Here is a 25,478-nt window from a genome sequence, read left to right on the forward strand (position 1 = left end):
TATGAAAAGCGGTCCGATTTTTCTGAACCAGAAAACGCGATCGTCCCGCCGCTGCAACTGGTGTCAGCGACGGTGACGGCACCGCTCTCGGCGAACGGGACGAATCCGACACTCTCTGTAATCAATACTTTCGTTGTCCAAGTCAGCATTTCGCGTGCGAACGCTCCGCAGGGGTTATTTGATCGACGGTGGTGGCAACTCCGATATGGGTTCTCGTGTCTCGCGGGAGATCGGCCATGATGAGTATGATCCGTGGGGGACACTCTCGCTGATCGTCGTATACTTCGTGGCACTCACGTTGATGTGGCTGTTCACGTATTTCATCGAGTTCGTCGGCAACACGCCGACGGTCATGGGCATGATCGTGCCGGTGATGCTCGGATGAGGATCCATCAGTACGAGAAGCTCTGGATCGCAGGTGCGATGGTACTGATCGTCGGCTTCATCGTGACGATTACGTACGGATCGGTCGGGCTCGGGATCACGATGATCGGCGACGAGGAGGAGACGATCGCACCGGACGAACTCAACGACGACGAACAGTTCGGCGAGCCACGAGTCGAACAGGTCGGTGAGAACGAATACGCGGCCTACGTCGTCGCCCAGACGTTCATCTTTCAGCCGGATCCGATCGAAATACCGGCGAACAACGAGATCACGTTCCACGTGACGAGCCGGGACGTCATTCACGGCTTCTACGTCCCCGGAACGAACATCAACGCGATGGCCATTCCGGGCCAAATCGCGGAACTGACCGTCGAATTCGACGAACCCGGCGAGCATGGACTCATCTGTCACGAATACTGTGGCTCTGGCCATCACACCATGGAAGGGCTAATCGTCGTCCAGCCCGAGGACGAATTCGACCTGACCGAACTGTCCGCCGAGACACCGGACACCGTCACGTCGGGCGAGCAAGTCCAGCTCAACGCAACGGTCGACAACGGGCAACTCGAGCCGCTCGAGACCACCGTCAACGCCGAAATCGGGGACCAGACGTTCCAGCAGAATATCACTGTCGACGGCAACAGCACCCAAGACGTGACATTCACCGCCGATAGCACGCAACTCGGCGTTGGTGAGCACGACTGGACCGTCACCGTCGACGACTACGAGGAAACCGGGTCGGTGGAAGTAGTGAGCAACGAGACGGCTGCGGCCGAGGGAGGTGAGGAGTCGTGACGGCCCTGTTCGTCGACGAGTATCCCGCAGAGGCACGACTCGTTAAGGCTGCCTTTCTGAGCTCGTTTATTGCGTTCGGGATCGGCGCACTCTTCGGGATCATTCAGGCACTTCACCGGACGGACATCTTCCGATTCATCGATTCGATAAAGTACTATACCGTCCTGACCGGCCACGGCGTCTTCCTCGTCATCGCGTTTACCATCTTCTTCCTCGTCGGGCTGTACCAGTGGGCTGTCACGGATAGCCTCGAGCGGGGCCCCGTCGACATCCGATTTACCTGGCTCTGGTATGGCCTGATGGCGATTGGATCGTTCCTCGCGGGGATCTCGATCCTCGCTGGCTTCCTCGACCAGCCGCCGATGGTGCTCGGCGCGGAGTTGCGTGCGAACGTGCTCTTTACGTTCTACGCGCCGTTAGAGGCGAATCCGCTCTACTATATCGGACTCGCGCTCTTCTTGATCGGGACGTGGCTCGCAGGCATCGACTGGTTCCGAACGTGGTGGGCCTGGCGGGACGAAAACCCAGGCGAGAGGATTCCGCTCCGGACGTTTATGGTGTTGACGACGATGATCATGTTCTTCCTCGGATCGGTCGGCATCATCGTCTCAGTCCTCGTGTTTATCCTTCCGTGGTCGCTCGAGATCACCGAGAGTCTCAACCCCTTGCTGACCCGAACGCTGTTCTGGTTCTTTGGCCACATGATCGTGTACTTCTGGTTGCTGCCGGCGTACCTGCTCTGGTACACCGTGTTGCCGAAGCTCTCGGGTGGGCGACTGTTCAGCGATCCGTTGGCGAGGGTTGTGTTCATCCTGTTCGTTCTGCTGTCGACGCCGGTCGGCATCCACCACCAGTACATGGATCCCGGTATCGCGGAGGGGTTCAAGTTCATCGCGATGACCAACACGATGTTCCTGCTATTGCCGAGCTTCCTGACTGCGTTTACCGTCGTTGCGAGTATGGAACACGGTGCTCGCCAGCGCGGAGGCGAAGGGCGGTTTAACTGGCTTCAGGCGCTTCCGTGGCGGAACCCGGCGTTTACCGGCATGGCACTGGCTGGGCTGGTCTTCGCGTTCGGCGGCTTCACTGGCATCGTCAACGCAGGGATGAACATCAATTATCTCGTCCACAACGCGCTGTGGATCCCCGGGCACATCCACGCCCAGGTGGGCACCGCGACCGCGTTGACGCTCATGGCCGGCTCGTACTGGCTCGTCCCACAGTTGACTGGGAACCGGCTCGTCGGTCGGCAGGTCGCCCTCTTCCAGGTCGTGCTCTGGTTCGTCGGGATCGTGTTCATGACGAACTCGATGTTTCGGGCCGGGCTCGTCGGCGTCCCACGGCGGACGGCGGAACCGCAGTACCAGGGCTTCGAATACGACGTCCCTGTCGGCTCGATGGGCGAACTCAACGCCCAGCTTGCCCTCGGTGGCACGTTGCTGTTTATCTCCGCGATGCTCTTTCTCGTGTTGATGCTCTTGACGGTCTTCAACAACGACAGTGAGCCGATCGTCGACGGAACGCTTCCACCGGCACTGTCCGGGCCGGAGGACTCACCACCGGTCCTCGACAACTTGCGACTGTGGTTCGGGATCGCGTTCGCGCTCGTCGTTTTAGCCTACGCGCTTCCACTGGCCGGGATCGCGGCGCAAAGCGGACTGTTCGGTCAGGATATTCAGCCGTTCCCCGTCTCCAGCGAAGCCGTCATATATCTCGAGTTCGGACTAGACTACGTTGGAGCGTTAGTCACCTGATGCACACGTCCCCCGCTAAATTACTGATCCTCATCGCACTGAGTCTCGTGATCCTCGTCGAAGGACGCACGGTCCTGGCGTTCTTTGGGATCAATATCCCGCCGCTTGAGACGGCGCTGATCGGACTCGTCATCATCGCCACCCTCGTCATCTGGGCGATCCGACCGCTGCGTGGTAGTCCCACGAAGTCGGAGTGACGAGGTACCAGTCAAAACCCCGATTCCGACGCCCCAGTGTGAGCGTATCGGCTGGAACAGTGTGGCCGATTAAAGACGGCCGCGATAGCAAGTCTCTCCCATGTTCGAGACGCTTACGCCACGAGCCACGGTCGCAGTGGGATTGCTCGCAGTCATCCCGACGGTCATCTTCGGGGTCACTCGATCCGGGCTCGGCGGCCTCATCGCGACTGTGAACGTCGTCCTGATCTTTGCGGCGCTGTACGTCGCGATGTCGCCACTCGAGGGACCAGCCCGGACAGCCGCCCACGACGCGAGCGCGTAAGCCCCGTCGATGGGATGGCAACTCTAGGACACCGACCAGTGTGTCGCGTTAGCGATCAGCCCACTCGAGCCAGCCGAACAGCCGATCGAGCAGCCGCCGTTCGCCAGCCTGTGAGAACCGATGGCCTTCCCCCGCGAATCGCTCGAGACAGACATCAGTCTCGAGTCGCCGCGCCGCGTCGAAACTGTCGGCAGGATCGACGACCGCGTCGTCGCCACCGTGGAAGATCGCAACTGGGATCGACAGGGACGCCACGACGTCGTCGAACGGGTGTCGATCGAGGGCGTCGAAGAACCGACGGTCGATCCGCTCGCCGGTGTCGAACGTCCACTCCGCGTCGCGCTCGACGGCTGTGCGATACTCGTCGAACATCCCGGCGGTCGTCACGGGTGCACGCGTCGCGACCGCCGTCACCCGGTCGTCGGCGGCCGCGGCGTGGAAAGCGACTTTCCCGCCGAAACTCGAGCCGAACAGAACGTATGAGTCGGGATCGAAGTAGTCGACGACGTGGTGGAGATCAGTGAGTCGTGCCTCGAGCGTTGACTCAACGAACGCGCCGTCGGACTCGCCACAGCCCCGACAGTCGAAGCGAACTGCGTTGTAGCCCGCCTCGACGGCTCGCCGACACCGCTGTTCGTAACTGCCCGATTTGTCGCTTCGGAGGCCATGACAGAAGACGAGCCAATCGTCAGACTCGGCCTCGTGATGGACGGCAGCGACGGTCGGCGGCTCCGTGTCCGACCCTGTCCCTGCGTCAGTGATCGGAATCCGATGTGTCTGGGTCATTTCGTCACGTTCCGACGGCCGCCGGGGCCTTGATATCGACGTTCCCGGGATCGCGATTCCGTTCGGACTTGCGTCGGCGAACCGTTTATCGCATCCCCTGCGGTTGGTACGTCTATACTAAAGAAACGAGGGCGAGTACCCCGCGCCACCGGGCGCGGGGGTGAAGCCCGACACTCGGCCAACCTATCATCCTCCTTCCATACCTTTACAAGACCGCAGTACCACGATTAGAATATGCAGAAGTCGCTGACCAAAACACTCGTTTTTCAACTCCAACCAGACGAGTCCGGTCAGCAACTTCTGGACGACGCCTTCCTCGAAGCCCGCCGCGTGTACAACGAAACCATCCGCCGGGCAAAGAACGGTGATGGCTGGGATAAGATTCGGAAAGACTTGGAGTCTGACGCCGACCTTGTGAACAACACCACCCAACTCGTCGTACAGAAGTCGCTTGAAGCGATGGAAAACTATTACGAGTACGACGACTACAACCAACCCAGCCACACCACAGACAGCGCGTACCCGCTCCGGTCAAACTACGAGGAAGGGTACAACCTGTTCCTCGAAGACGACTGTATCCGTTACCGTATCAGCGCGAAGCCGTACAACCCGGTGAAAGGCACTCTTTGCGGTTCATCCGACGCCCTCGAACAACTCCGCCACGCCATCCAATCCGATGCGTGGCGTGTCGGAACGGCAGAAGCAATGAGGCGGAACGAGAAGTACGAACTCCACATCAATATCACTCACACGGAGGCCGATATCCAAGACAAAGAGGATTTACGAATGGTGGTGGGTGTGGATATTAACGAGGACTGCGTTGCGCTCGCTGCCCTCCACGAGGACGACATCGTTGATTCGGTGGTCATCGACTTCCCTGAAATCAAGGAGGAACGCCATCGATATTTCACGATGCGAAAGCGGATGCAAAACAACGGGAAGTCGTCGTTCGACCGGGCGTTCGAGCAACAAGAGGAACGGTTCGTCCACGACCAACTCCACAAAGTCTCTCGACAAGTCGTGGAGTGGGTGTCTCAGTTCGAGAAGCCCGTCATCGTCTTTGAAGACCTCAAAGAGATGCGGAACTCGATTGACTATGGCACCCGGATGAACCGTCGCCTTCACTCACTTCCGTTCCGCAAACTTCGAGAGTTCATCACGTACAAAGCCGCGTTCCAAGGGGTTCCGTCCGACAAAATCAACCCGGAATACACGAGTCAGGCGTGTTCACTCACCGAGTGTGAGCAGACAACTCGTGCAAACCGGAACAAGAAGCGATTCAAGTGCGTGGATTGTGGGCGGCAAGACCACGCTGACCGGAACGCGGCTATCAACATCGCCAAGAAGGGATTGGCGAAACTGGATAGGAATGTGCCTGCTCTCAAGACGCTTCCCAACGTGCGGAAGCTGCGACGGCAGGCATCGGGCTGTGTGACCCAGCCGACCGTGACCCACGACACCGCCAGAGGTCACCACGCCGATGGTGTCGCGGGTGTGTCCGACTAATCCACGGGAAGCCACGGGCCACCGCGCCCGTGGCGGTTCACGACCCGCACGACGTATCGGTGTCAGTGTGGCGCGCTCCTCGAGTACAAACAGGACCTCGAGAAGGAATCCGGAACGACGACGCGGAACTGGAAGTGCAAGGATTGTGGGACGCCTGTCCCGGGGATCACGGCCGAAAAGATCAGCCATCAGGATCCATCCTGACAGCAGACCGTCTCAGCCCGCGGTTGAGAAACCAACTCGACTTTTATTCAAGTTAGTTGATATCGAAACACAGATTTACGGTCTCGGCCCAGTATCGTTCGCACAAATGGTCCGTCGTGTCGATCCCGCTGTCCGCGTTCGTGCCGTCGGCCCATCTAGGGTCCCGATCCGAGTGCACGTAGCGACGTCGACGGCGACAGCAGGCGTCGATCCGGACGATCACACGGAGGTGGGCGGCCGATGACCGCCGTCGCGATCACGGACGCCGTCGATACCTATCTCCAACGAAAGGCCGTCGGCGATCCCGACGGCTCGGGTGCAGGCACCTACGCCTCCAACGCCGAGTCGATCCTCCGGCGCTGGGCCGAGTGGCTCGAGGCCGAACACGGCATCAGATTGATCGCCACGCTCGAGGTCGAGCACATGCGCGCCTACGCTGCCGAACTTCGCCGCCGAACCGATCGGGGGGAGTACACCGCTTCGTCCGCGGGCACCTATTATGCGGTCGTGCGCGCGTTCCTCTCGTGGTGTGTCCGTGGCGGAATCTGCGAGACGAACCCGGCGGCGACCGACCGCGCCGAAAGCGCACTGCCAAGCGCCAACCCGCGACCGACGAGTGACAGTTGGACGGCCACCCAGCGCCGTGCGCTCGAGCGATACGTCCGCGAGCGAGCGCTCGAGACCGCCTCGGTATCGACACGTGAGCGACGCAGCCGGCTGCGCGAGTATGCGATGGTCGCCGTCCTCGCCCACTCGACGGTTCGGGGCTCCGAACTGTTCCGGGTCCCCGACGACGACCGGCGGACCGGTGCGACGTGGGACGACGTGGACTTCTATACCGGGACGATCCGCGTCCTCGGCAAGTCCCAGCGCCTCGAGGACGTCCCCTTGCCCGCCCGCGCCCGGACGCCGCTGCGGCGCTACCGGGTCGTCCTCGATCCGCCGTCGACCGACTGGCCGCTGTTTCCGACCGCACACGCACCCTCGATCGCCGCCCGGGTACGGTCTGTCCTGCGTGATCGAGGCTACGACGAGGACACGATCGAGTCGCTGCTCGAGGAGACGACAGCGACCGAACTCGCTCGCGAGCGGTCGATCGCACCGCCAGCGATCACGACGGAGGGGGCGCGGTCGGTGTTACGGCGACTCTGTGAGGGGGCCGGCATCGACGTCGACGGCGACTATCTGACGCCACGTGGCGTCCGCCGGGATCGATCGTCAGAGTCGTATAGACGAGAGGCGACAGCCTCGAAGCCGACGCTGCGGGCGTCGGTGCTCGAGCAATCGATCGTCGTCCCAGACGATAGCTCACCCGCCGCTGGCGGGCGTGACGAATCGATGGAAAACGACTGATTCTCGTCAGTTCGACGCCCTCAGACCACGAGCAGCCACAGGACTACCGTCAGGACGAGCGTCAATAGAAGGACGGTGGTCCCGATACTCGCCCGGAGGTGAATCGTCGAGGGACGGCCGCCGTCGGTCGGCTGGCGCTCGTCGACCTCGACCAGCGGGAGTCGGCGTGCGGCCGCATCGACAGCGAGGACCGGGTTGTTCCCAGCCCAGTAGCAGCGTTTGACCGCGCCGACAACGGCGGCGTCGACGGCGGCGTACGTCTCCGTCACCGCGAGCATCGTCCAGCGGCTGCCGTAGTACGTCACGGGGTAGACGACCATCGCCGGATCACCCAGATCGAGTTTCGAGAGCGGCTTCCGGACGACGGCGAAGGTGACGGCCGCGACGCCGGTCAGGATGCCAGCGGTCTCGAGGTGGCTCGGACTGTAGGGATGGAGCGTGCCCTCACCGCCAGGATACGCGAACGTAAAGTGGCCGCCGTGGGCGTGCAGCGTCGGCGCGAGGTCTGCAAGTCCCTCCCACCAGACGCCGAAGAGGAGACAGGCACCACCCAGTCCGAGCATCGCAACGGTCTGGCCGGGTTTGGCGTCGGCGACCTCGAACTCGCTGTCGCCGTGGAAGAAGACGTAGTAGCCGAGCTTGATAAACGAGAGAAGGGTTCCGATCGCGCCGAGCCAAAGCAGCCAGTACAGCGCCTGGTACTCGGGCTGGCCGTAGTAGTGTGGATCGGGGTTCGCCGCGTCGAAGAGCATCCCCTTACTCACGTAGCCGTTGAAGCCCGGAATCGCAGTGATCGAAAGCGCACCGAGGCCGAACCCGATCGCAGTCAGCGGCATCTCGCGCCAGAGCCCGCCGAGCTTGTAGAGGTCCTCCTCGCCGGTGCGGTAGATGACGACGCCGACGGCCATGAACAGCAGGCTCTTGAACAAGATGTTGTTGAACAAGTGCGATAGCGCGCCAGCGACGGCGATTTCGGAGGACATCGCCGCACCCATGCCGATCCCGGCCACGATATACCCGAGCTGGGCCTGAATGTGGTAGGACAGCAGCGCCCGCATGTCGTGTTGCAGCAGGGCGAACGTCGCCCCGTAGACGGCCATCAGCCCGCCCATGTACGCGACGTAGATCGCCAGATCGCTTTCGCTCCCGATGGGGAACGCCCGGTAGAGGATGAACGCGCTCGTCTTGGTCGTATAGACCGAGAGGAACACCGAGGCCGCGATATGCGGTCGCGGGTAGGTGTCGGGCAGCCAGGTGTGGACGCCGATGAAGGCGACGTTGACGCCCATCCCGAGTACCGCCAGCAGCGCCGGAATGCCGGTGGCGATCCCGGTTTCGGTGTAGATGAACGTCCCAGTCTGGACGTAGTGAGCGGCGATCGCCAACATCACGAGCACGCCACCGGTGCCGTGGAACAGGGCGTATCGGAAGCCGGCCCGGACCGCCTCGCCGCCGTACTGCCAGACGACGAGCGTGCTGGTCACGGCCATTAGCTCCCACATGAACAGGAGCACGAGCCAGTCGCCGGCGAAGGCCGCGCCGATCGACGAAGAGACGTAGACGAGCGCTAACGTGACGAGCGTCTTGCTCGGCCTCGCTCGAGTACGCGTAGATGACGCTACAGATCCCCAAAAAGCCGAGTCCGAGCCCGACCATCCGAGAGAAGTCGTCGACGTAGTAGGGGACGACCTCGAAGCCGAGGAACGTCCCGCCCAGATGCTCCCCGCCAGGTGCGACCAGCGAGATTGCCAGTACGGCTGCGAGGCTGAGCGCGCCCAGAGTGAAACCGGCGATTCGGGGCAGGACGAGCACGAGTAGCGCCGCGGCGAAGATCAAAAGCGGCGGGTACGCCAGCGAGAGGAATTCGAGTTCCATTAGTTGGTCACCTCCGTCATGAGCTCACCGAACGGCACGTCTCCGAGTTGCTCGAAGGGCATCCCGAAGACGCCTTCGACGATCCGGGTCGCCAACTCGAGGAAGACAGCGTAGTCGGGACCGATCCCGAGGACGACCGCGCCCGTGGCGATGACGGCGATCGGCGCGAGCATGAGCCACGTGCTCTCTGTCCGCGGCGAGCGACGCGGCCAGCCGCCGGCCGGCGGACCACCGGTAAGATGGTCGTCGTGGTCGCCGTGGTGATCGACGGCGGCGACTGACTCGTCGTGGTCGTCGTGATCGCTGTGGTCGTCGCGGGTGCTGGCCTCGGTCGATTGGGTGTCGGTAGGCTGGCTCGGTGCATCCGTGTCGGCGGTCGTATGATCGCTTGGGTATTTGTCGACAGCGTATTCGTAGTCATCCGTGTCGGCTGCGTGTGGCTCGTTCTCGATACCGGACGTGTCAGCGGGCTCGCCGCCATCAGCAGCGACGCTCTCGTCGTCCGACGTGGTAGCGTACGACTGGATGAGGCCCCCCTCCGGGAACTCGAGCAGCGGTTTGGCGTCGTGGCGATCCTCGCTTTCGAAGAAGGCAGTGTAGACGACCGGCCAGAAGTACGCGATGTTGAGCACGGCCGAGAGCAGGAGTGCACCGGCGAACAGCCAGTAGCTGCCGCCGACGTCGCCGGCCCCGATCAGCATGTAGAACTTGCTGACGAAGCCGGCGATCGGCGGCAGGCCGGCCATCCCTGCGGCACCGATCGTAAAGGCACTCATCGTCAGCGGCATCCGTTTACCGATGCCGGCCATCTCACTGATGTAGTCGGTGTGAGTTTCGACGTGGATCGCGCCGGCACAGAAGAACAGGGTGAGTTTCGCGAACGCGTGTGCGGGGATGTGGAACAGTGCCCCGACGATCGCGTAGGGGTGAAGCAAGGAGAGCCCGAGCACGATGTAAGAGAGCTGTGCCGTCGTCGAGTAGGCCAGCCGGCGCTTGAGGTGGTCTTTGCGCATCGCGATGATACTCGCTGCAGTCAGCGTGAACGCCGCAACGATCGCCACCGGGATGTTCAGCCCGACCTCGCCGATCCCCGGGATGTCAAGTGGAAGGTCGTAGATCAGCCCGGGCCGTAGACCTCGAGAATCACACGGGCAACACCGAACGCGCCGGACTTGACGACCGCCACGGCGTGGAGCAGCCCGGAGACGGGCGTGGGCGCGACCATCGCGTCGGCAAGCCAGGAGTGCAGCGGCATCAGCGCGGCTTTGACGCCGAAGCCGGCGATCAGCAGGAAAAAGGCCGCCTGTGCGTAGACCGGCTCGACTTGTGCGGCGGCAGCGAGTGCGTCCATGCCGCCCGCTTCAAAGGCGAGCGTCGGGCCCTCACTGACCAGACTCGTCAGCCAGTAGATCATCACGGTGCCGGCGAGCAGGAAGACCCCACCGCCGAAGAACGTGTAGGTGAGATACTTCCGGCCAGCAATGCGGGCCTCTTCGTCCTCGTTGTGGGCGACCAACGGATAGGTGACAAGCGACAGCAACTCGTAGAAGACGAAGATCGTCACCAGATTCGCCGCGAAGGCGATCCCGACGGCAGCCGAGAGGCTGGCCGCGAACGAGGCGAAAAAGCGGGTCTGATCGTGTTCCGACAGTCCGCGCATGTAGCCCGCAGCATAGAACGACGTGAAGATCCAGAGGAAACTCGCAAGTAGCGCGAAGAAGATTCCCAGCGGATCAGCACGCAGGGCAAAGTCAATGCCCTCGAGGAACTGGATCCCAGTCGACTCTTTGAGACTCCACCGGAAGACGGTACCGTCCATGACCGCGGGGAGCATGCTGACGACGAGCCCAAACTTCGTCAGGGCAGCCAGCACGGACCACCCCTCGCGAAGGTTGGGGCGACGATGCGACGCGATGATCAGGGCGATCGCGACGGCCGAGACGAGTACAGCAGCGAGCGGACGGATATCTGCAACCATTTAGTTGAACACCTCGATAAGGAACGGCTCGAGCAGCCCGGCGATCGTCCCGCCGGCGAAGCCGAGTGCAACGGCACCAACGGCGGCGACGACGACGATCGCGAGCATACCGACCGAGACGACTGTGTCACCACCGTCGGTCGCGACTGGCTCCGTCGTGCGGGGCCACTCGAGCGCCGCCGGTGGCGTGAAGTACATCTTCTCGAGCAGGCGGGCGGCGTAGGCAAGCGTCAGCATGGTACTGAGGAAAATCACGGCGGCGACGGGCCACAGTTCCGACTGGACGGCACCCAGTGCGATGTACCACTTGCCGACGAAGCCGACGCCCGGTGGGACGCCGACGAGCGAGAGCAAGAGAACAGCCATCGAGCCGGCGACGACCGGCCGTGCTTTGGCGAGGCCGGCGTACTCGTCGACGGTACGGGCACCGTAACTCCGCGCGACGAGTGCAACCCCCAGGAAGAGCCCGGCTTTCACCAGCCCATGACCGATGAGATGGATCGCGGCACCGATGAAAGCCGTCTCGGAGCTGCCGGCGATGACGACGCCGTAGGCCGCGATGACGAGGCCAAACTGCGAAACCGACGAGTACGCGAGCATTCGCTTGACCTCGGTCTGGATGACGGCCAGCACCGTTCCCGCGAGGACGCTCACGCAGCCGATCGTGAGGACGATTGTGGCCGCGTTCGGCATCGTGGTGAGATAGTCGACGCCGAAGACGGTCACGATCAGTCGGCCAAAGGCGTAGGCGGATGCCGTCGAGACGAGCGCGGCGATCAGCGGCGTCACGCCGTCGGGGGCCTGCTGATAGGCGCTTGGCTGCCAGGTGTGCAGCGGCCACTGGGCGACTTTGGTAGCGAAGCCAACGGCGATGAACCCGAAGCCGGCTCGGATCAACGTCGGCCGTTCCGCAGCCGGGATCGCCGTGGCGAGTTCGATCATGTTGAGCGTCCCCGTCGCCATCAGCAGGAACGCGACGCCGATCAGGTACATCGATGCGGCCATCGTCCCCAGGATCAGGTACTTCAGCGCGGCGACCGCCGACTCGGGGCCGTCGCCGCTGGCGACGAGCGCGTAGGTCGCGATGCTCGTGATCTCGAGGAAGACGAACAGGTTGAACACGTCGCCGGTCAGGGTGATCCCGAGCAACCCACCGGTCAGCAGCAGGTAGGCAGTGTAGAACGTGTTGCCACGCGGCCCGCCCTGGCGCGTATAGACGAGGACACCGGTGGCGACCGCCGTCACGAGTAGAGCGATCAGGACCGAGAACTGGTCGGCGACGAGTTGGATTCCGTAGGTCCGCGGATAGCCGCCCAGTTCGTGGGTGACCGGGACGTCGGTGCCGGTGTAAACGGCGCTCGCGAGGGCAACGGCAGCGCCGAAGAGGCCAGTAGTCGTGACCGCGGCGATGGGCCAGCCAGTCCGGTCGGTCCAGAGCCCAAGGACGATCGGGAGCGTTGCTGCCAGCAGTGGCGCGGCGATCAACAGCGGCGGGAGCAACTCAGCGCTACTCATCGGCACGCACCTCCCGAAGCGTATCCTCGCGAAGTGTGCCATACTCCGCGTAGATGCGGATGACCAACGCCAGTCCGACCGCCGTCAGCGCGATGCCGACGACGATGGCGGTCAACACGATGACCTGTGGCAGCGGGCTCGCGACCATGAGCTCGCCGGGATTTGCCTCGTGGGGAACGATCGGTGCCGACCCCCCTTCGAGATAGGCCATCGAGATGAAAAACAGAAAGATGGCCGTCTGGAAGAGACTCACGCCGATCAGTTTCTTCACGAGGTTCTCACTGGCGATCGTCATGTAGATTCCGAGACCGAGCAACACGAAGACCAAGACGTACGTGTAGTGGCTCGTCAGGATGTCAATCATCGTCGCTCACCCCCCGATCGGCCGACTCCTCGCGTCCGCCGGTTCCGCTCGGGCGTTCGGGCGAGAACCCGGCCGCCATCGAGAAGAAAAGCGAGATCATGACTCCCGAGACGATCAGCGAGATGCCGGCGATCTCGATGGCCTCGAGTCCCCACTTCGGTTTGATGTGGAAGATCTCCTTGAGCTGGTAGAACTCGAGGAAGTTCCCGCCAAGCGCGATCATTCCGAGCCCGATCGCGCCGAAGATGATGACGCCACCGGTGATGAGGCCGACGAGAAACGAGTTGCGAAGCCACTGGCGGGTCGGTTCGATCCCGAAGGCAAAGGCGAGCATGAGGACCGTGACGCCAACGATGGTACCGCCCTGGAACCCGCCGCCAGGGGCGTCGCCCCCGTGGAAGGTCATGAACAACCCGTAGGTGAGCGTAAACGGTGCGATGATCTTTACGGCAGTCATGATCACCTGGCTCTCGGTGTACGTATCGTCGTAAGGGTCTGGCATTCAGGCAAACACCTCGCGTTTCAAGACGAGCAGCGTCGAGACGCCGGCCGCAAAGACGACGACCGCCTCGCCGAAGGTGTCGAATCCCACGGTAGGCGGCGAGGACGGACGTGACGGCGTTGGACACGCCAGTCTGGGCGTAGGTTTCCCGGATGTAGTGTTGGGTCACGTCGGGGTTCGACCAGACTGGGGTCTCCGTGATCCCGACGGCGTACATTTCGGGCAAAACGGCAACACACAGCAGGAGCACGAACGCACCGACGACAGCGACCGCCGGCAGGTGAACCCGCTCTCGAAGCCTGTCGGTCGAGGGGCGAGTCGTCCGGGCGATCGTCAGCAACAACAGCAGCGTCGTCACGCCGGCACCGATCGCGGCCTCGGTCATCGCCACGTCGGGTGCCAGCAGGAACGTATAGAGGATCGCCATGCCGAGACTGTAGGCCCCGAAGACGATGATGACCGACAGCACGTCGCGAAACAGCACCGTCGCGACTGCCGTTGCGAGGATAAACACCGCGAGCGTGTACGCGAGGACACTCATTGTACCTCACCCTCGCTTTCGACAGCGGTCGTGGCATCGTCATCGGCGTCATCAGGGTCCTCTGTAAGGAGGGGTTCGACACCCGTCTCGGCTGCGGAGCGTGCGATCGCGTGCGCCGCCGTCGGGTTCGTGATGAACACGAAAAACAGCAACAAGACGGAATATACCGTCGCCTGCTGCCAGCCGAAGGCGACGGCGACGGCAGCCAGTGCGAATCCCGCGCCGAGCGTGTCCGTCTGCGAGGCAGTGTGGGCTCGCGCGTAGATATCCGGCAGCCGGAGCACACCGACCGTCGAGACGAACGTAAAGAATACGCCGAGGCCGAGGAGGACGACGACCGCCCAGAACTGGAGTGTCTCGATCACAACACCCCACCTCGCTCGACGGTGAACTTCGAGATCGCGATCGACATCAGGAAGTTCAACAGGGCGTAGATCAGCGCCACGTCGAGAAACCACGCCTGATCGAGACCTGCCGCCAGCAGGGCGAGGATGACGACCGTGTTCGTCCCGAGGACGTTGACCGCCAGCAGCCGGTCCTGCGTCGTCGGCCCGACGACGGCACGATAAAACATCGCGATCGCCAGCACGACGAATGCGGCGGCTCCGCCGAGGAATACCGTCTCGAGCGACCACGGCATCACAGTTCCTCACCCCCCACGATTTCGGCGTCGTCGCGTTCGCGTGGCGAGGGGATCGCCGCGGCGTCGCGACCGTAGAAGACAAAGCGGATGCCCCGCTCTAAGCCGCCGTCAAAGAGGTCTTCGCGAGCGTCGGGGATCAGCGAGTGGACCAGCAGCTCCTGGTTGGTCGCCCGAACCGTCAGCGTCCCCGGCGTGAGCGTGATACTGTTTGCGAGCGCAGTCAGCGGTAGCCCGCTTCGAACGCGTGAATTGACGCGGCTCAGCGAGGGGTCGATCGGCATCGACGGTCTGAGGATCACCGCCGAGACGGCGATGTTGGCCTTGATGATCTCCCAGAGCAAATATGGGACGTAGATAGCAAACCGCACGACACGAATGGGAGACTGGACACGATCGAGCGGGACGGTAAAGGTCACCTGCGCGAGCGAGACGGCGACGATGCCGGCGACCGCCGCGCCGGTGAGCAGATCGAACCAGTAGGTCGGATCACCGAGTACGAGATAGAACCCATAGGAGATCCAGAACGTCGCGAACAGTCGGTCGAGGTCCTCGGTCTCGCCGACGAGTCGGCCACGGCGAGCCGGTCGCTCGACCGGTGCTTCCTCGTAGGTCAGCCCGATTCGCTCGAGTTCGCGCTCGAGCGGCTGGAGCAGTTGTGCGGTGACGCCGGGCTGGTATTCCGGATCGATGACGACGCGATCGATCCCATGGTCGGCGGCGTAGGCGTCGAAGATCTCGGCGTAGTCACGGGGTCCGAAGAGGTATTCGTCGACACCGATCGTCGCCGTTTCGATCGTCACGTCGGTGGTACCGGCGTCTTCTTCGACCCAGCTTCGCGCCCGCGAGAGCAGGTTCTCGGCATCGTCGCGATATCGGTCGCTCTCGGGTACGTCGGCGTCGTACGGCATCGCGACGACGAGGTGACACTCGAGGGAATCGGCGTCCTCGAGTCCCGACTGGACGGCGTAGCCGACCGTCTGCCGGACGGTCACCGTGTCCGACAGCGGGACGAGCAGGCGTTCAACCGCCACGGCGGCTCCCTCCTGGTGACCGTCGGTGGACATTCATGACTGTCGTTGTTAGTCGACTTAAACGGCAGCCATGGGAAAACGATTTCGTTATCGACCAGCAGTCGCGTGTTCCCGCGGATTCCACTGGACATTCGTGATATTTCAGTCTCGTCTTCGTTGAAGAGTCAACAGGAAGCTGACACCGCTGCCGTCGGTGAGAGACCGATAGATTTACAACTAGATTTTCAGTAAGACAATTTAACTTGTATGATGGCCGAAACCGTTCACGACCGAATCGGGTCCGGACGTGACGAGCACACGACCGTACAGCTACCGACGACTGTTCTGAATCAGGGAGGGCGCTGGGCGATCGTGGCCAGCTGGCTGGCGTGGCTGCAGACGCGAGCCGGCGTCCGGTCGGCAACCGAGCGCCGCGAGGACTTGCTGACGAGCCCATGAAAGAGCAAACGGATCACCAACGCGATCGTTTCGACGCCCACGTGTTCGTCTGTACCACTGACCGCGACGCCGAGTACGCGAGCTGTGGCGCGGCGGGAGCTAAAACGACCCTCGAGGCGGTCAAAGACTGGCTCCGCGAGCGAAACGCGTTCTGGACTGCGGTATCGGTCAGCGAAACCTCGTGTCTCGGGCTCTGTAGCGAGAACGGGACCGCGATGACGATTCAGCCGCGAAACGTCTGGTACTCGGACGTACAGCCGGGGGACGTACCGGACGTGCTCGAGTCGGCGTTCGGCCCGGACGCAGAACGTGTCTGCGACGAGCGCTGAGAACGACTCCGAATCGACCACGGTCGACGGATTGACACGGCCCGAAACGCAGGTCATCGTCCACCGTGACGACGACCCTCCGAATCGCTTCAGTTTCGTGGAGGTACCCCCACACAGCTGTAGCTGTCTGGAGGCTATCGGAGCTGAATTTCGGCGACGTCCGTCGATCCGCACAGCGGACAGACAGTGTCGCGTTTCGAGAGCGTCTTGCCACACCGACGACACTCGTAGTGGATGGGCGGTTGCTCGGTCGAGTCGCGACCGATCCCGATGACGCTGAATAGTCCATCAAAGGAGGACATTCGTGATTTCGAATGAATTTCGAGAGTGTTCTGGCAAATACTTTGTGGATATTTGTTTATTTTACCGTTCTAGAACTAGACATTTGTCTTCCGATTTTGGATATTACCATTGTCTGTCGTGTGTCAATAGCCGTTCACGGCTGTTCGTCGTGACACACTCTCGAGCGCTTCGAGACGTTTACCTATGGGCCGTTCCCACGTGGGGGCAATGACATTGTACTCTCGGGTTCGCCCCCTCGCGTTCAAGCTGCCGGCCGAGACGGCCCACGAGCTTGGCAAGCGGACGCTCCGGACAGTCCAGTCGACGTGGCCGACGCGGCGGGCGCTTTCGTATGCCTATCAGTACGAGGACCCTGCTCTCGAGGTCGATTTGTTCGACACGACGTTCCCGAATCCGGTCGGCATCGCCGCCGGGTTCGACAAGAACGCAGAAGTGACACACGCCCTCGCCGCGCTTGGCTTTGGCTTCGTCGAGATCGGCACCGTCACGCCGTACGCACAGACGGGTAACGACCGCCCCCGGCTGTTCCGCCTGCGCGAGGATCGGGCAATGGTCAACCGGATGGGCTTCAACGGACAGGGAATGGAAGCGGTTAAATCTCGCCTCGAAGCCGACGGCACCCCCGAGATTCCGCTCGGCGTCAACGTCGGGAAAATGAACTCCTCGAGCGAACGCGAGGCGATCGAGGATTATCGGCGTGTCTTCGACCGGCTCTCGCCGTTTGCCGACTACGTCGTCGTCAACGTCTCCTGTCCGAACACGCCCGAGGAGTTCGACGAGGGCTCGCCGGACCACTTGCGAGCGATCTTCGAGACGCTCGAGGCCGAAAACGACGCGGACGTCCCGCTGCTGGTGAAGATCGGGCCAGACTCACCCACAGACTCCGTCTTCGATCTCGTCGACATCGTCCAGGAGTTCGGCCTCGACGGTATCGTCGCGACGAACACCACGACGAGTCGCGACGGGCTCGTCTCGGCCAACAAACAGGAGTGGGGCGGACTCAGCGGGAAGCCGCTGGAACGTCGCTCGACGGCCATGATCCGGTCGATCGCGGACTATACCGACGGCGAGGTGCCGATTATCGGCGTCGGCGGCGTCGACTCGGCCGCCAGCGCATACGCCAAGATCCGTGCGGGTGCCTCGCTCGTCCAGCTCTATACCGGATTCGTCTATCAGGGGCCGTCGACGGCAAAACAGATTAATCAGGGACTCGTCGAGTTGCTCGAGCGCGACGGCTTTTCGTCGGTCGAAGACGCGGTGGGTGCAGGCCTCGAGTGACTCACCCACTGCGTTCGTCACGGCCTCTGTCTTGACCGCGATCTTGATCGGTTCCGACCGCTTTCGTTATTCTTCTGGACAGTGCACGCGGAACCAGCAGATCTCTGCTTTCTTCTTCGGCTTTCCATCCATGGCACTCGTGATTGTGGCACAATATTGGCCGTCAACTTTCTCGGCGAGAACCGGCTCTTGTTCCTTACAGTCATCGAAGCAACCACACGAACCGTGCTTGCCACCGTGTTTACCGTCGTGCTTACCACCGTGTTTACCGCCGTGCTTGCCACCGTGTTTGCCACCGTGCTCGCCGTGGCCCCCGAAGAACTGATCGAACATGTTCTCGTGCTTCATGTGGCCTTTCTTGTCGTTCCAACCCTTCCAGCCTTTCCAGCCCTTCCAGCCCTTCCAGCCATCTTTGCCTTTCCCGCCTTTCTTGCGGGTGGCATAGCTGACAACAAATGGGAAGGGTGCACAGATCGTTACTTCTTTTTGATCTCCCTTGATGGTGAATACGTCCGGATCGACTTCGTCCCCAATATCATCATAGGTATCTGGCCACCACTCGCCGTACTTGTACTTGTACGCGATGTTGAGTCCGTCAGGACACTTCGGCATCGGTTTCGGGCATTGAATATCGACCATTTCGGCGTATAACACCGTGCCCTTGTACGTAATAACGACAGCCGTGATATCTCGATCTCCAGGCAGCGTAACGTGCGCGGTGCCGTCGGCCCCAACAGTGGGTTCGTACGTTTTCTCTCCGTCCCCGAATGTAACCTTCACAGTGAGCGTATCACCACTGGGAATATTCGAAGTATTGATGGCTATTTTTTTACACGTGATGGTTACTTTGTCAACCGTCGGAACGTCCTCGCCGTCACACGAGTAGAACGTTGCGTTGCTGATATCCTGTGATCCTTCCGGCAAGCACCATGTAACATTGCCTTCCGCATCTTGGGGCACGTCCGCCCGAAAACAGTTCTGTCCGGCTTTCAGCGTCAGATAGTCGGCATCCTCCGGAATGGCCGCTGCCGGGAGCGTAAAGCAGGTCCCGGTGAGACCGGTGTACAAGGCAACCGCAGTTGGTTCAGTCTCGCACACAGCGCGCACGCAGTTGATACATTGTCCTGCCTGCCCACCTGGAGGGTCCTCCGGTGGTGTGCTAGCTTCCCCACAGAACTCTGCTTCGACTTCGATACCGTCTCCATTCTGTGCAGTGGTTGTCGCCGGGAAGCCACCGAGTGCAGCGAGGCTTATGCTCCCTGCGGTGATTCGTTTTAAATACCGTCTGCGATTAACACTACGACACTCCTGGTTGTCTTCTCTCATAGTCCAGATAGTGTCGCAACCTGTCACAGTATTGTTATAGAGGTCCTGTATCCTGTTTTGTAGAGTAGCACGTAACTACTATCCGACGTTATCTACGCCTAGAAGTAATCTCTCAGGTTCTAGTATGCGCTACAGTACTACGGAGATAATCACGGAGAAGAAGCATCAACTCGACCGAATTTGATCGATTGCTTGCGTCGTATGTTTTCAGTCACAATAATAGCTACTGGCCATCGCTTCAATCCGGATATCCCGGCGGCCCTGCGGCCCTAATATCAATAATTCTAGTTGTTGGTGTAGATCAGTCCTGAACATTGGAAGTAAGCGGATACTCTCGGTGACGTTCAGGGGGAACAAATAATCGGCTAGACGCTCAGTAAAGCGCCCGCATCGGTAACTACAACACGCAATCGGACGCAGCCATCGGGTTCACTCGACGCGAAAATCGAAACTCGCTCCGAAGATGGTGACTCGAGGCGGTAGCTACTCGGTATCGATGTCGACACGCGTGCCCATAGCCTGATTCGCCGACGACAGTCGCCGTCCTCGTAGACGACCTTCGCCGCGGACGACCGTCGTGACCTGTCTTGCCGGTGAAGGACTCGCCCTCGAACGGCGTCACGCAGTTTTTCGAGTGCAGGGTGTCGCGATCTTCGAGCGTCCACTCTCGATCTGGGTCGACAATTGTGAAGTCCGCGTCGGTAGCCGACCTGCAGCTGAGCCCTTCTGTGGATACATGCCCCAGACCTGTGCGGGACGCGTCGAGTGGCGACGGACCCACTCCTCGAGCGTGAACCGGCCCTCGTCGACGAAGGTGAGCATGGCGGGGACTTCGGTCTCGAGGCCGACGAAGCCCGAAATCGCGTCCCAGGTGTTGCCGAATGGATCGTCGACTTTCTTCTCGTCTGGCGTGTGAGGTGCGTGGTCGGTAGCGATGGTGTCGATCGCGCCCTCCTCGAGTGCGTTCCAGAGTCGGGCCTGCTCGTCGGCGTCCCGGATTGGTGGCTGGACACGGGCGACGTTGCCCTTCTCGCGCATGACCTCCTCGGTGAACCAGAGGTAGTGGGGACAGGTCTCGGCGGTCACGTCGACACCGCGGGCTTTCCCCCGGGCGACGGCCTCGGCTGCCGACCCCGAGGAGACGTGGAACATGTGGATCTTGGCATCAGTCTCCTCGGCGAAGGTGAGCATCCGCTCGACGGCTTCCTGTTCGGCGATCACGGGGCGGGAGTGGGAGTGGTCGATCGGCTCGTTTCTGCCTTCGGCCTGGAACCGTTCGGTGTAGTGGTCGATAATCTCGCCGTTTTCCTCGTGGAAGCCCAGCCGTTTGCCCGTCTCGCCGATGCGTTCCATCGCCTCGAGAATCTCGCCGTCGTTCGGCGGCGGCACGTCGCCGACGGTCGAGCCGAGGAAAATCTTGAAGCCGAGTGCGCCGGCTTCGTCGATTGCCGGAATCTGCTCGATGTTTTCGGAGGTGACGACGGCGTAGCTCTGAAAGTCGACGTGGGCCGACGCCTCGCCGCGCTCGAACTTGAGCTCGAGGTGGTCGGGCCGGTCGATGACGGGGTCCGTGTTGGGCATCCCGACGACGGTCGTCACGCCGCCGGCAGCAGCCGCTCGCGTCGCGGACTCCCAGTCTTCCTTGTACTCGAGGCCGGGCTCGCGGTTGTGGATGTGGCCATCGATGATACCGGGGACGAGCACGTTTCCGTCGGCATCGACGACGCGGTCGGCGTCGGGGAGCCGATCGCTGCGGCCGACGGCGACGATGGTGCCGTCCTCGACTGCAACGCCCCCGTTGGGGGTTCGCCCCGCGGGCGTCACGACGGTACAGTTGCGCACGACGAGATCGACAGTCATTGCTCTGGGGTTGCCGAGGGCCGCGCATATAGCTTCCCCAAACGGCTCGCGGTACTGGATGGACCGGATGCCGACACAGTTTGTCGGCTCGCCTCGTTTGCGTTCGCACGGGCGACAGCACACGAGGAACACGGGAGGCACTCGAGTCAGTTCCCGCGCCCACCGCACACTGGCGACGAACGAGCCTGTAGGCAGTGCCTTCCACGGGATACTGACCGCAGAGACAGGGGTACGAGTCGGATACTAAACAGCGAGGGACTGGTAGCGAGACGGGATGGACTCGCCAGCGATTCGCGACCGAACAGTGCTCGTGACCGGCGGTGCGGGCTTTATCGGCAGCCATCTCGTCGATGCGCTCCACCCGCACAACGAGGTCAGGGTCCTCGATACCTTCACGACGGGCGACCGGGCCTACCTCCCAGAGGGCGTGACGGTGATCGACGGCGACGTTCGCGACCCGATCGCCGTCCAAGAGGCTGCCCGCGGCGTCGACATCATCTTTCACCACGCCGCGCTCGTCAGCGTCTCCCAGAGCGTCGACGCGCCCCGACAGAGCAACGAAACCAATCTCGAGGCGAGCCTGCTACTCTTAGAGCAGGCCCGCCAGGAAGATGCGCGGGTCGTCGTCGCCTCGAGCGCGGCGGTCTACGGCCACCCTGACGAACTTCCGGTCTCGGAGACGGCACGGACGAACCCGACCTCGCCGTATGGGGTCCAGAAGCTCGCACTCGACCAGTACGCGCGCCTCTACGAGGAACTGTACGGACTGGAAACCGTCGCGTTTCGGTATTTCAACGTCTACGGACCGCGCCAGCAGGGCCCCTACAGCGGCGTCATCTCGACGTTTCTCGAGCAGGCGCGGGCAGGTGAGCCGATCACGATCGAGGGAGACGGCCAGCAGAGTCGTGACTTCGTCCACGTCAGCGACGTCATCCGGGCGAACCTGCGGGCGGCGACGACCGATGCGGTCGGCGAAGCGTACAACATCGGCACGGGCCAGCGAACGACAATCGAGGAGTTGGCCGAGACGATCCGCGATGCAACGGGGTCCTCGTCACCGATCGTCCACCGCGAACCCCGCCCCGGTGACATCAGACACAGCGGCGCAGACACGTCGAAAGCGAGCCGCGACCTCGGATTCGAGACGCGAATCAGCCTCGAGTCGGGGATTCGGTCGCTGGTCGGAGAGGGGGCGGCGACGCTGCCCGACGAGGATACTGGTCCCGTCCAAGAACGTCAGGGAAGCGGGTCGTTTAGCTGAGCTCGATCCGGTGGGATCGGTACGACGGGGGTTGAATCGCGTCGGTGTGTCGAACACGAAATCGATGGGTGACGTCAGAACCGGCCGAGACGCGGGACTCGTCGCGTCGTGTTTGATTCGGAGAGAGTCTCACCAACGTTTTTTTACTCCGGTAATCCGGGGCAAATCCGCACTAACCGTCCCAAACGTCCGGTCTAGTTTATTCGATCCGTTGAACAAAGGCGGCCTATCCCATGATTGGTGACTGTTTCGGCCGGGCGCTCACGAGTCGCGTCGACAGCGCCGCAGTCGAAGTGACTGGCCAGCGACGACGGCTCGGTATCGGTCGGTCGAGTGGAATTCACGGACGGAAAGAGATACAGATAGAATACTAACAGCATATGGGCTATAAAAAAGGATTTGTAGAGTGGTCACGACCGTACAGGACATGAACGAGGCGAATACGGATTTGCTACAGCCATGAGCATCTATCAATTGGTTGCCGCGTCCACCGCAGCGTTCGTTCCGTCGATCAGTAACGCGATCGTCGGTGTGGCGGGCGCAGGCTCGCGATCCGGGTTCGCACCGTGGTCGGTTCGGCCGCTCCAACTCGATGGAGGTGCCCACCTCGCCGCACTCATCGGCATGCTCGCGCTTGCGCTTCTTGGAGTGGTGCTCATCGCACGAAACCGATACGGGAACGCAGCCTCGCTCACATCCGATGCGGAAACAGACCACGAGGAGTTTCTGACAGATCAAGAGCGTGTTCAGCAACTCCTCCAGGAAAACGGCGGCCGAATGAAGCAGTCGAACATCGTAGACTCCGTCGACTGGTCGAAAGCGAAGGTCAGCCGACTGCTTGCCGACCTCGAGGCGGACGATCAGGTCACGAAACTGCGTCTCGGGCGGGAAAATCTGGTTTGTCTGCCGGGTCACGAACCGACAGCGTCGAAATCGTCCGAACAGCCTCATGACGACTAGTGGTTCGTCACGCCTGCGTTGCGGGTCGAACCGATCGCGGTTCGCTGGGTCGACTCGCACGTCGACGCGTGACGGAGTACTAGCGGGGACCGTTCCTATCAACAATCGTTGTTTTCCGTGAGCGAAGCTGCCACTGCGTACACGCCCGCTGAGTCGTAGTATCCGATTTCTCAGCGTAATGGTTCTGCCAGTTTATCCGCTGTACGAACGACGGGGAAGATGCCTTTACGGCAACCATGAACGCACGCAATCAGGTGCTCGTCGTACTTACCGCGCTGATGCTCGTGTGCTCGAGCGGGGCGATGGTGGCAGCCGCAGCGAACGGCAACGCCATCCAGAGCAACGACACCAGCGAGGACGAGTACGACTCGGCAAACGAAACAGCAGACGAGACTGTAGTCGACGAACAGGACGGCGTCACCGCCGAGGGTGACGACGAGGACGAAACCGAGGCGGCGGACAACGAGTCCGCGCAACAACCCGCGTACGTGACGTTTAACGATCAGACGACCGACGGCGAGACGGTCGTCGTCGCGAACGTCACGCTGGCGAGCCCCGGGTTCGTGTCGATCCACAACAGTAGCCTCCTCGTCGGCGACGCCATCGGTAGCGTCATCGGCACCTCGGAGTACCTCGAAGCGGGGACCCACGAGAACGTCACGGTGACGCTCGACGACCCGCTCGAGGAGAGCGAGACGCTGATCGCGATGCCGCATCGCGATACGAACCAGAACGAGACGTACGACTTCGTCGAAACTGAGGGTGAAGAAGACGTTCCGTTCCTCACGCCTGACGGCGAACCGGTGACCGACGAGGCAGTGGTCACCGTCGAGGGCGCAGTTGAGGAGGAACCGGCTGACGAGATGCCAGCCGAGGACAACGTCACCGAGGAAGAGCCGGCTGAAGACGACATGGCTGACGATGAAGCGGACGTCGATGACGTCACCGAAGAAGAGCCGGTCGAAGACGACATGGCTGACGATGAAGAAGATGTCGATAACGTCACTGAAGAAGCGCCGGACGAAGACGAGATGCCGATAGAAGAAATTCCGGTCGAGGGTGAGGGACAGCCGGTCTTCATTACAGTCGAAAACCCAACCATCGAGGACGTAACCCTCGAGAACGTCACCGCGTACATCGCTGTCGTCGGTGAAGACGTCGACACTGAGCAGATCGTTGATCAGATCGACAACATCACTGACGGCGACGTCTCGGCTGACAACGTCACCGTCGAGGAGATGCCAGTTGACGAAGAGGAAGTCGAAGACGAGATGGAGGAGGACGAAGACAACGTCACCGAGGAAGAACCGGTTGACGAAGACCTTGAAGAGGATAACGTCACCGAAGAAGAGCCGGTCGACGAAGACCTTGAAGAGGATAACGTCACCGAAGAAGAGCCGGTCGACGAAGACCTTGAAGAGGATAACGTCACCGAAGAAGAGCCGGTCGACGAAGACCTTGAAGAGGACAACGTCACCGACGAAGAGGAAGTCGAGGACGAGCTCGAGGCGACCGCGTTCAACATCAGTGATCTCGAGGCACCAGACAGTGCCACGATCGGTGAGAACATCACCGTGACGGCAAACGTCTCGAACCCCACCGATGAGGAACGCACCGAGACGATCGAGTTCCGTCTCGAGGGTGACCTCGTCGCCGACCAGAACGTGACGCTCGAGAGTGGCGACAGCGAAATCGTCGAGTTCGAAGTCGACACCAGTGACCTCGAGCCCGGCGAGTACATCCACATGGTGCTGGGTGACGAAGCCGGCGAAGTCGCGACGATCGAGTTGACCGAAGCCGACGATGTTGGTGTCGAAGAGGGCGTTGACGAGACCGAAGACGACACCGGTCTCGAAAACGAGACGGATGAAGACGAGATCGGGATCAACGAAACCGACGACGGTTTCGATGACGGAGCCGATAGTGGCGTGACGGCCGACTAATCGGTTCCAGTTCGGCTCGTCACTGCGCTGCCGCACTACCGGACA

General features: G+C 61.7%; 22 protein-coding genes and 4 pseudogenes. 13 read left to right on the plus strand and 13 right to left on the minus strand.

The features are described from left to right. The first annotated feature begins 205 nt into the window (after window positions 1-205). The 5 genes from BDK88_RS09540 to BDK88_RS09560 all read left to right on the plus strand — a co-directional run bounded on the left by BDK88_RS09540 (window position 206) and on the right by BDK88_RS09560 (window position 3,437). Entirely contained in the window at window positions 206-385 is a 180-nt protein-coding gene (locus BDK88_RS09540; RefSeq protein ID WP_130500233.1) for a cytochrome oxidase, read from the plus strand. Then, entirely contained in the window at window positions 382-1,182 is an 801-nt protein-coding gene (locus tag BDK88_RS09545) for a cytochrome c oxidase subunit II (RefSeq protein ID WP_130500234.1), read from the plus strand. The genes BDK88_RS09540 and BDK88_RS09545 overlap by 4 nt, the downstream gene beginning before the upstream one ends. After that, entirely contained in the window at window positions 1,179-2,936 is a 1,758-nt protein-coding gene (locus BDK88_RS09550; protein WP_130500235.1) for a b(o/a)3-type cytochrome-c oxidase subunit 1, read from the plus strand. Before BDK88_RS09545 ends, BDK88_RS09550 begins: the two co-directional genes overlap by 4 nt. Further along, window positions 2,936-3,133, plus strand: coding sequence for a CbaC protein (locus tag BDK88_RS09555; RefSeq protein ID WP_092935208.1), 198 nt, complete (start codon window positions 2,936-2,938; stop codon window positions 3,131-3,133). Before BDK88_RS09550 ends, BDK88_RS09555 begins: the two co-directional genes overlap by 1 nt. Window positions 3,134-3,233: 100 nt before the next feature. Beyond that, window positions 3,234-3,437 carry a cytochrome-ba3 oxidase subunit gene (locus tag BDK88_RS09560; protein ID WP_130500236.1) on the plus strand — a complete coding sequence of 68 codons (204 nt, stop codon included), beginning with the start codon at window positions 3,234-3,236 and terminating at the stop codon, window positions 3,435-3,437. 48 nt (window positions 3,438-3,485) lie between these two features. Here BDK88_RS09560 and BDK88_RS09565 read toward each other — a convergent pair whose 3' ends face one another. Continuing rightward, complete coding sequence (locus BDK88_RS09565; RefSeq protein ID WP_130500237.1) at window positions 3,486-4,223, minus strand: alpha/beta hydrolase family protein; 738 nt, start codon at window positions 4,221-4,223, stop codon at window positions 3,486-3,488. A 234-nt stretch (window positions 4,224-4,457) separates the two neighbouring features. Between BDK88_RS09565 and BDK88_RS09570 the strand changes: the two genes are divergently transcribed. Both BDK88_RS09570 and BDK88_RS09575 read left to right on the plus strand, forming a co-directional pair. Beyond that, on the plus strand, window positions 4,458-5,729 hold the full coding sequence (locus BDK88_RS09570) for an RNA-guided endonuclease InsQ/TnpB family protein (protein WP_130500238.1): 1,272 nt from the start codon (window positions 4,458-4,460) through the stop codon (window positions 5,727-5,729). A 444-nt stretch (window positions 5,730-6,173) separates the two neighbouring features. Then, complete coding sequence (locus BDK88_RS09575) at window positions 6,174-7,286, plus strand: tyrosine-type recombinase/integrase (RefSeq protein WP_130500239.1); 1,113 nt, start codon at window positions 6,174-6,176, stop codon at window positions 7,284-7,286. Between the two features lie 20 nt (window positions 7,287-7,306). Here BDK88_RS09575 and BDK88_RS09580 read toward each other — a convergent pair. The 9 genes and pseudogenes from BDK88_RS09580 to BDK88_RS09620 form a co-directional block, all read right to left on the minus strand. Continuing rightward, window positions 7,307-9,161 (minus strand): annotated as a pseudogene (locus BDK88_RS09580) (Na(+)/H(+) antiporter subunit D). Then, window positions 9,161-11,139, minus strand: a pseudogene (locus BDK88_RS09585) (proton-conducting transporter transmembrane domain-containing protein). The pseudogenes BDK88_RS09580 and BDK88_RS09585 overlap by 1 nt, the downstream one beginning before the upstream one ends. Beyond that, window positions 11,140-12,654, minus strand: coding sequence for a proton-conducting transporter transmembrane domain-containing protein (locus BDK88_RS09590; protein WP_130500240.1), 1,515 nt, complete (start codon window positions 12,652-12,654; stop codon window positions 11,140-11,142). Continuing rightward, complete coding sequence (locus BDK88_RS09595; protein ID WP_130500241.1) at window positions 12,647-13,018, minus strand: cation:proton antiporter subunit C; 372 nt, start codon at window positions 13,016-13,018, stop codon at window positions 12,647-12,649. Before BDK88_RS09595 ends, BDK88_RS09590 begins: the two co-directional genes overlap by 8 nt. Next, entirely contained in the window at window positions 13,011-13,520 is a 510-nt protein-coding gene (locus tag BDK88_RS09600) for an MnhB domain-containing protein (RefSeq protein WP_130500242.1), read from the minus strand. Before BDK88_RS09600 ends, BDK88_RS09595 begins: the two co-directional genes overlap by 8 nt. Further along, a pseudogene (locus BDK88_RS09605) lies at window positions 13,521-14,061 on the minus strand (DUF4040 domain-containing protein). Beyond that, window positions 14,058-14,426: a monovalent cation/H(+) antiporter subunit G gene (mnhG, locus tag BDK88_RS09610; protein WP_130500243.1), complete on the minus strand. Its 369-nt coding sequence runs from the start codon at window positions 14,424-14,426 to the stop codon at window positions 14,058-14,060. The pseudogene BDK88_RS09605 and the gene mnhG overlap by 4 nt, the downstream one beginning before the upstream one ends. Continuing rightward, window positions 14,423-14,701 (minus strand): cation:proton antiporter, encoded by a 279-nt coding sequence (locus BDK88_RS09615; protein WP_008012003.1) that lies wholly within the window; start codon window positions 14,699-14,701, stop codon window positions 14,423-14,425. Before BDK88_RS09615 ends, mnhG begins: the two co-directional genes overlap by 4 nt. Next, a complete protein-coding gene (locus BDK88_RS09620) occupies window positions 14,701-15,768 on the minus strand; it encodes a monovalent cation/H+ antiporter subunit E (RefSeq protein ID WP_130500244.1) in 1,068 nt (355 codons plus the stop codon). Before BDK88_RS09620 ends, BDK88_RS09615 begins: the two co-directional genes overlap by 1 nt. A 216-nt stretch (window positions 15,769-15,984) precedes the next feature. Here BDK88_RS09620 and BDK88_RS09625 point away from each other — a divergent pair, with 216 nt between their 5' ends. Next, the gene (locus tag BDK88_RS09625; protein ID WP_130500245.1) at window positions 15,985-16,173 is read left to right on the plus strand and encodes a hypothetical protein; all 189 of its coding nucleotides are present in this window, start codon (window positions 15,985-15,987) and stop codon (window positions 16,171-16,173) included. Continuing rightward, on the plus strand, window positions 16,170-16,502 hold the full coding sequence (locus BDK88_RS09630) for a (2Fe-2S) ferredoxin domain-containing protein (protein ID WP_130500246.1): 333 nt from the start codon (window positions 16,170-16,172) through the stop codon (window positions 16,500-16,502). Before BDK88_RS09625 ends, BDK88_RS09630 begins: the two co-directional genes overlap by 4 nt. A gap of 134 nt (window positions 16,503-16,636) precedes the next feature. Here BDK88_RS09630 and BDK88_RS21150 read toward each other — a convergent pair whose 3' ends face one another. Then, window positions 16,637-16,804 carry a hydrogenase maturation nickel metallochaperone HypA gene (locus BDK88_RS21150; RefSeq protein WP_165396938.1) on the minus strand — a complete coding sequence of 56 codons (168 nt, stop codon included), beginning with the start codon at window positions 16,802-16,804 and terminating at the stop codon, window positions 16,637-16,639. 208 nt (window positions 16,805-17,012) lie between these two features. Here BDK88_RS21150 and BDK88_RS09635 point away from each other — a divergent pair, with 208 nt between their 5' ends. After that, window positions 17,013-18,083 carry a quinone-dependent dihydroorotate dehydrogenase gene (locus BDK88_RS09635; RefSeq protein WP_130500247.1) on the plus strand — a complete coding sequence of 357 codons (1,071 nt, stop codon included), beginning with the start codon at window positions 17,013-17,015 and terminating at the stop codon, window positions 18,081-18,083. A gap of 66 nt (window positions 18,084-18,149) precedes the next feature. Here BDK88_RS09635 and BDK88_RS21535 read toward each other — a convergent pair whose 3' ends face one another. Together BDK88_RS21535 and allB are read right to left on the minus strand one after the other, a co-directional pair. Continuing rightward, entirely contained in the window at window positions 18,150-19,409 is a 1,260-nt protein-coding gene (locus BDK88_RS21535) for a hypothetical protein (protein WP_207225265.1), read from the minus strand. Between the two features lie 483 nt (window positions 19,410-19,892). Continuing rightward, a pseudogene (gene allB, locus BDK88_RS09645) lies at window positions 19,893-21,269 on the minus strand (allantoinase AllB). A gap of 274 nt (window positions 21,270-21,543) precedes the next feature. Between allB and BDK88_RS09650 the strand changes: the two are divergent. The 3 genes from BDK88_RS09650 (at window position 21,544) to BDK88_RS09660 (ending at window position 25,433) form a co-directional block, all read left to right on the plus strand. Beyond that, entirely contained in the window at window positions 21,544-22,530 is a 987-nt protein-coding gene (locus tag BDK88_RS09650) for an NAD-dependent epimerase/dehydratase family protein (protein WP_130500248.1), read from the plus strand. 459 nt (window positions 22,531-22,989) lie between these two features. Continuing rightward, a complete protein-coding gene (locus BDK88_RS09655) occupies window positions 22,990-23,490 on the plus strand; it encodes a helix-turn-helix transcriptional regulator (RefSeq protein ID WP_130500249.1) in 501 nt (166 codons plus the stop codon). Window positions 23,491-23,726: 236 nt separating this feature from the next. Further along, window positions 23,727-25,433, plus strand: coding sequence for a DUF7282 domain-containing protein (locus BDK88_RS09660; RefSeq protein WP_130500250.1), 1,707 nt, complete (start codon window positions 23,727-23,729; stop codon window positions 25,431-25,433). Window positions 25,434-25,478 lie beyond the last annotated feature (45 nt).

This window comes from Natrinema hispanicum, from assembly GCF_004217335.1.
GTDB classification, from domain to species: domain Archaea; phylum Halobacteriota; class Halobacteria; order Halobacteriales; family Natrialbaceae; genus Natrinema; species Natrinema hispanicum.

Coding starts and splice junctions, on each gene's coding strand:
- BDK88_RS09540 (WP_130500233.1), top strand. CDS start 206: ATGGGTTCTCGTGTCTCGCGGGAGATCGGCCATGATGAGTATGATCCG.
- BDK88_RS09545 (WP_130500234.1), top strand. CDS start 382: ATGAGGATCCATCAGTACGAGAAGCTCTGGATCGCAGGTGCGATGGTA.
- BDK88_RS09555 (WP_092935208.1), top strand. CDS start 2,936: ATGCACACGTCCCCCGCTAAATTACTGATCCTCATCGCACTGAGTCTC.
- BDK88_RS09560 (WP_130500236.1), top strand. CDS start 3,234: ATGTTCGAGACGCTTACGCCACGAGCCACGGTCGCAGTGGGATTGCTC.
- BDK88_RS09565 (WP_130500237.1), bottom strand. CDS start 4,223: ATGACCCAGACACATCGGATTCCGATCACTGACGCAGGGACAGGGTCG.
- BDK88_RS09570 (WP_130500238.1), top strand. CDS start 4,458: ATGCAGAAGTCGCTGACCAAAACACTCGTTTTTCAACTCCAACCAGAC.
- BDK88_RS09575 (WP_130500239.1), top strand. CDS start 6,174: ATGACCGCCGTCGCGATCACGGACGCCGTCGATACCTATCTCCAACGA.
- BDK88_RS09590 (WP_130500240.1), bottom strand. CDS start 12,654: ATGAGTAGCGCTGAGTTGCTCCCGCCGCTGTTGATCGCCGCGCCACTG.
- BDK88_RS09595 (WP_130500241.1), bottom strand. CDS start 13,018: ATGATTGACATCCTGACGAGCCACTACACGTACGTCTTGGTCTTCGTG.
- BDK88_RS09600 (WP_130500242.1), bottom strand. CDS start 13,520: ATGCCAGACCCTTACGACGATACGTACACCGAGAGCCAGGTGATCATG.
- BDK88_RS09615 (WP_008012003.1), bottom strand. CDS start 14,701: ATGCCGTGGTCGCTCGAGACGGTATTCCTCGGCGGAGCCGCCGCATTC.
- BDK88_RS09620 (WP_130500244.1), bottom strand. CDS start 15,768: ATGTCCACCGACGGTCACCAGGAGGGAGCCGCCGTGGCGGTTGAACGC.
- BDK88_RS09625 (WP_130500245.1), top strand. CDS start 15,985: ATGGCCGAAACCGTTCACGACCGAATCGGGTCCGGACGTGACGAGCAC.
- BDK88_RS09630 (WP_130500246.1), top strand. CDS start 16,170: ATGAAAGAGCAAACGGATCACCAACGCGATCGTTTCGACGCCCACGTG.
- BDK88_RS21150 (WP_165396938.1), bottom strand. CDS start 16,804: ATGTCCTCCTTTGATGGACTATTCAGCGTCATCGGGATCGGTCGCGAC.
- BDK88_RS09635 (WP_130500247.1), top strand. CDS start 17,013: ATGACATTGTACTCTCGGGTTCGCCCCCTCGCGTTCAAGCTGCCGGCC.
- BDK88_RS21535 (WP_207225265.1), bottom strand. CDS start 19,409: ATGAGAGAAGACAACCAGGAGTGTCGTAGTGTTAATCGCAGACGGTAT.
- BDK88_RS09650 (WP_130500248.1), top strand. CDS start 21,544: ATGGACTCGCCAGCGATTCGCGACCGAACAGTGCTCGTGACCGGCGGT.
- BDK88_RS09655 (WP_130500249.1), top strand. CDS start 22,990: ATGAGCATCTATCAATTGGTTGCCGCGTCCACCGCAGCGTTCGTTCCG.
- BDK88_RS09660 (WP_130500250.1), top strand. CDS start 23,727: ATGAACGCACGCAATCAGGTGCTCGTCGTACTTACCGCGCTGATGCTC.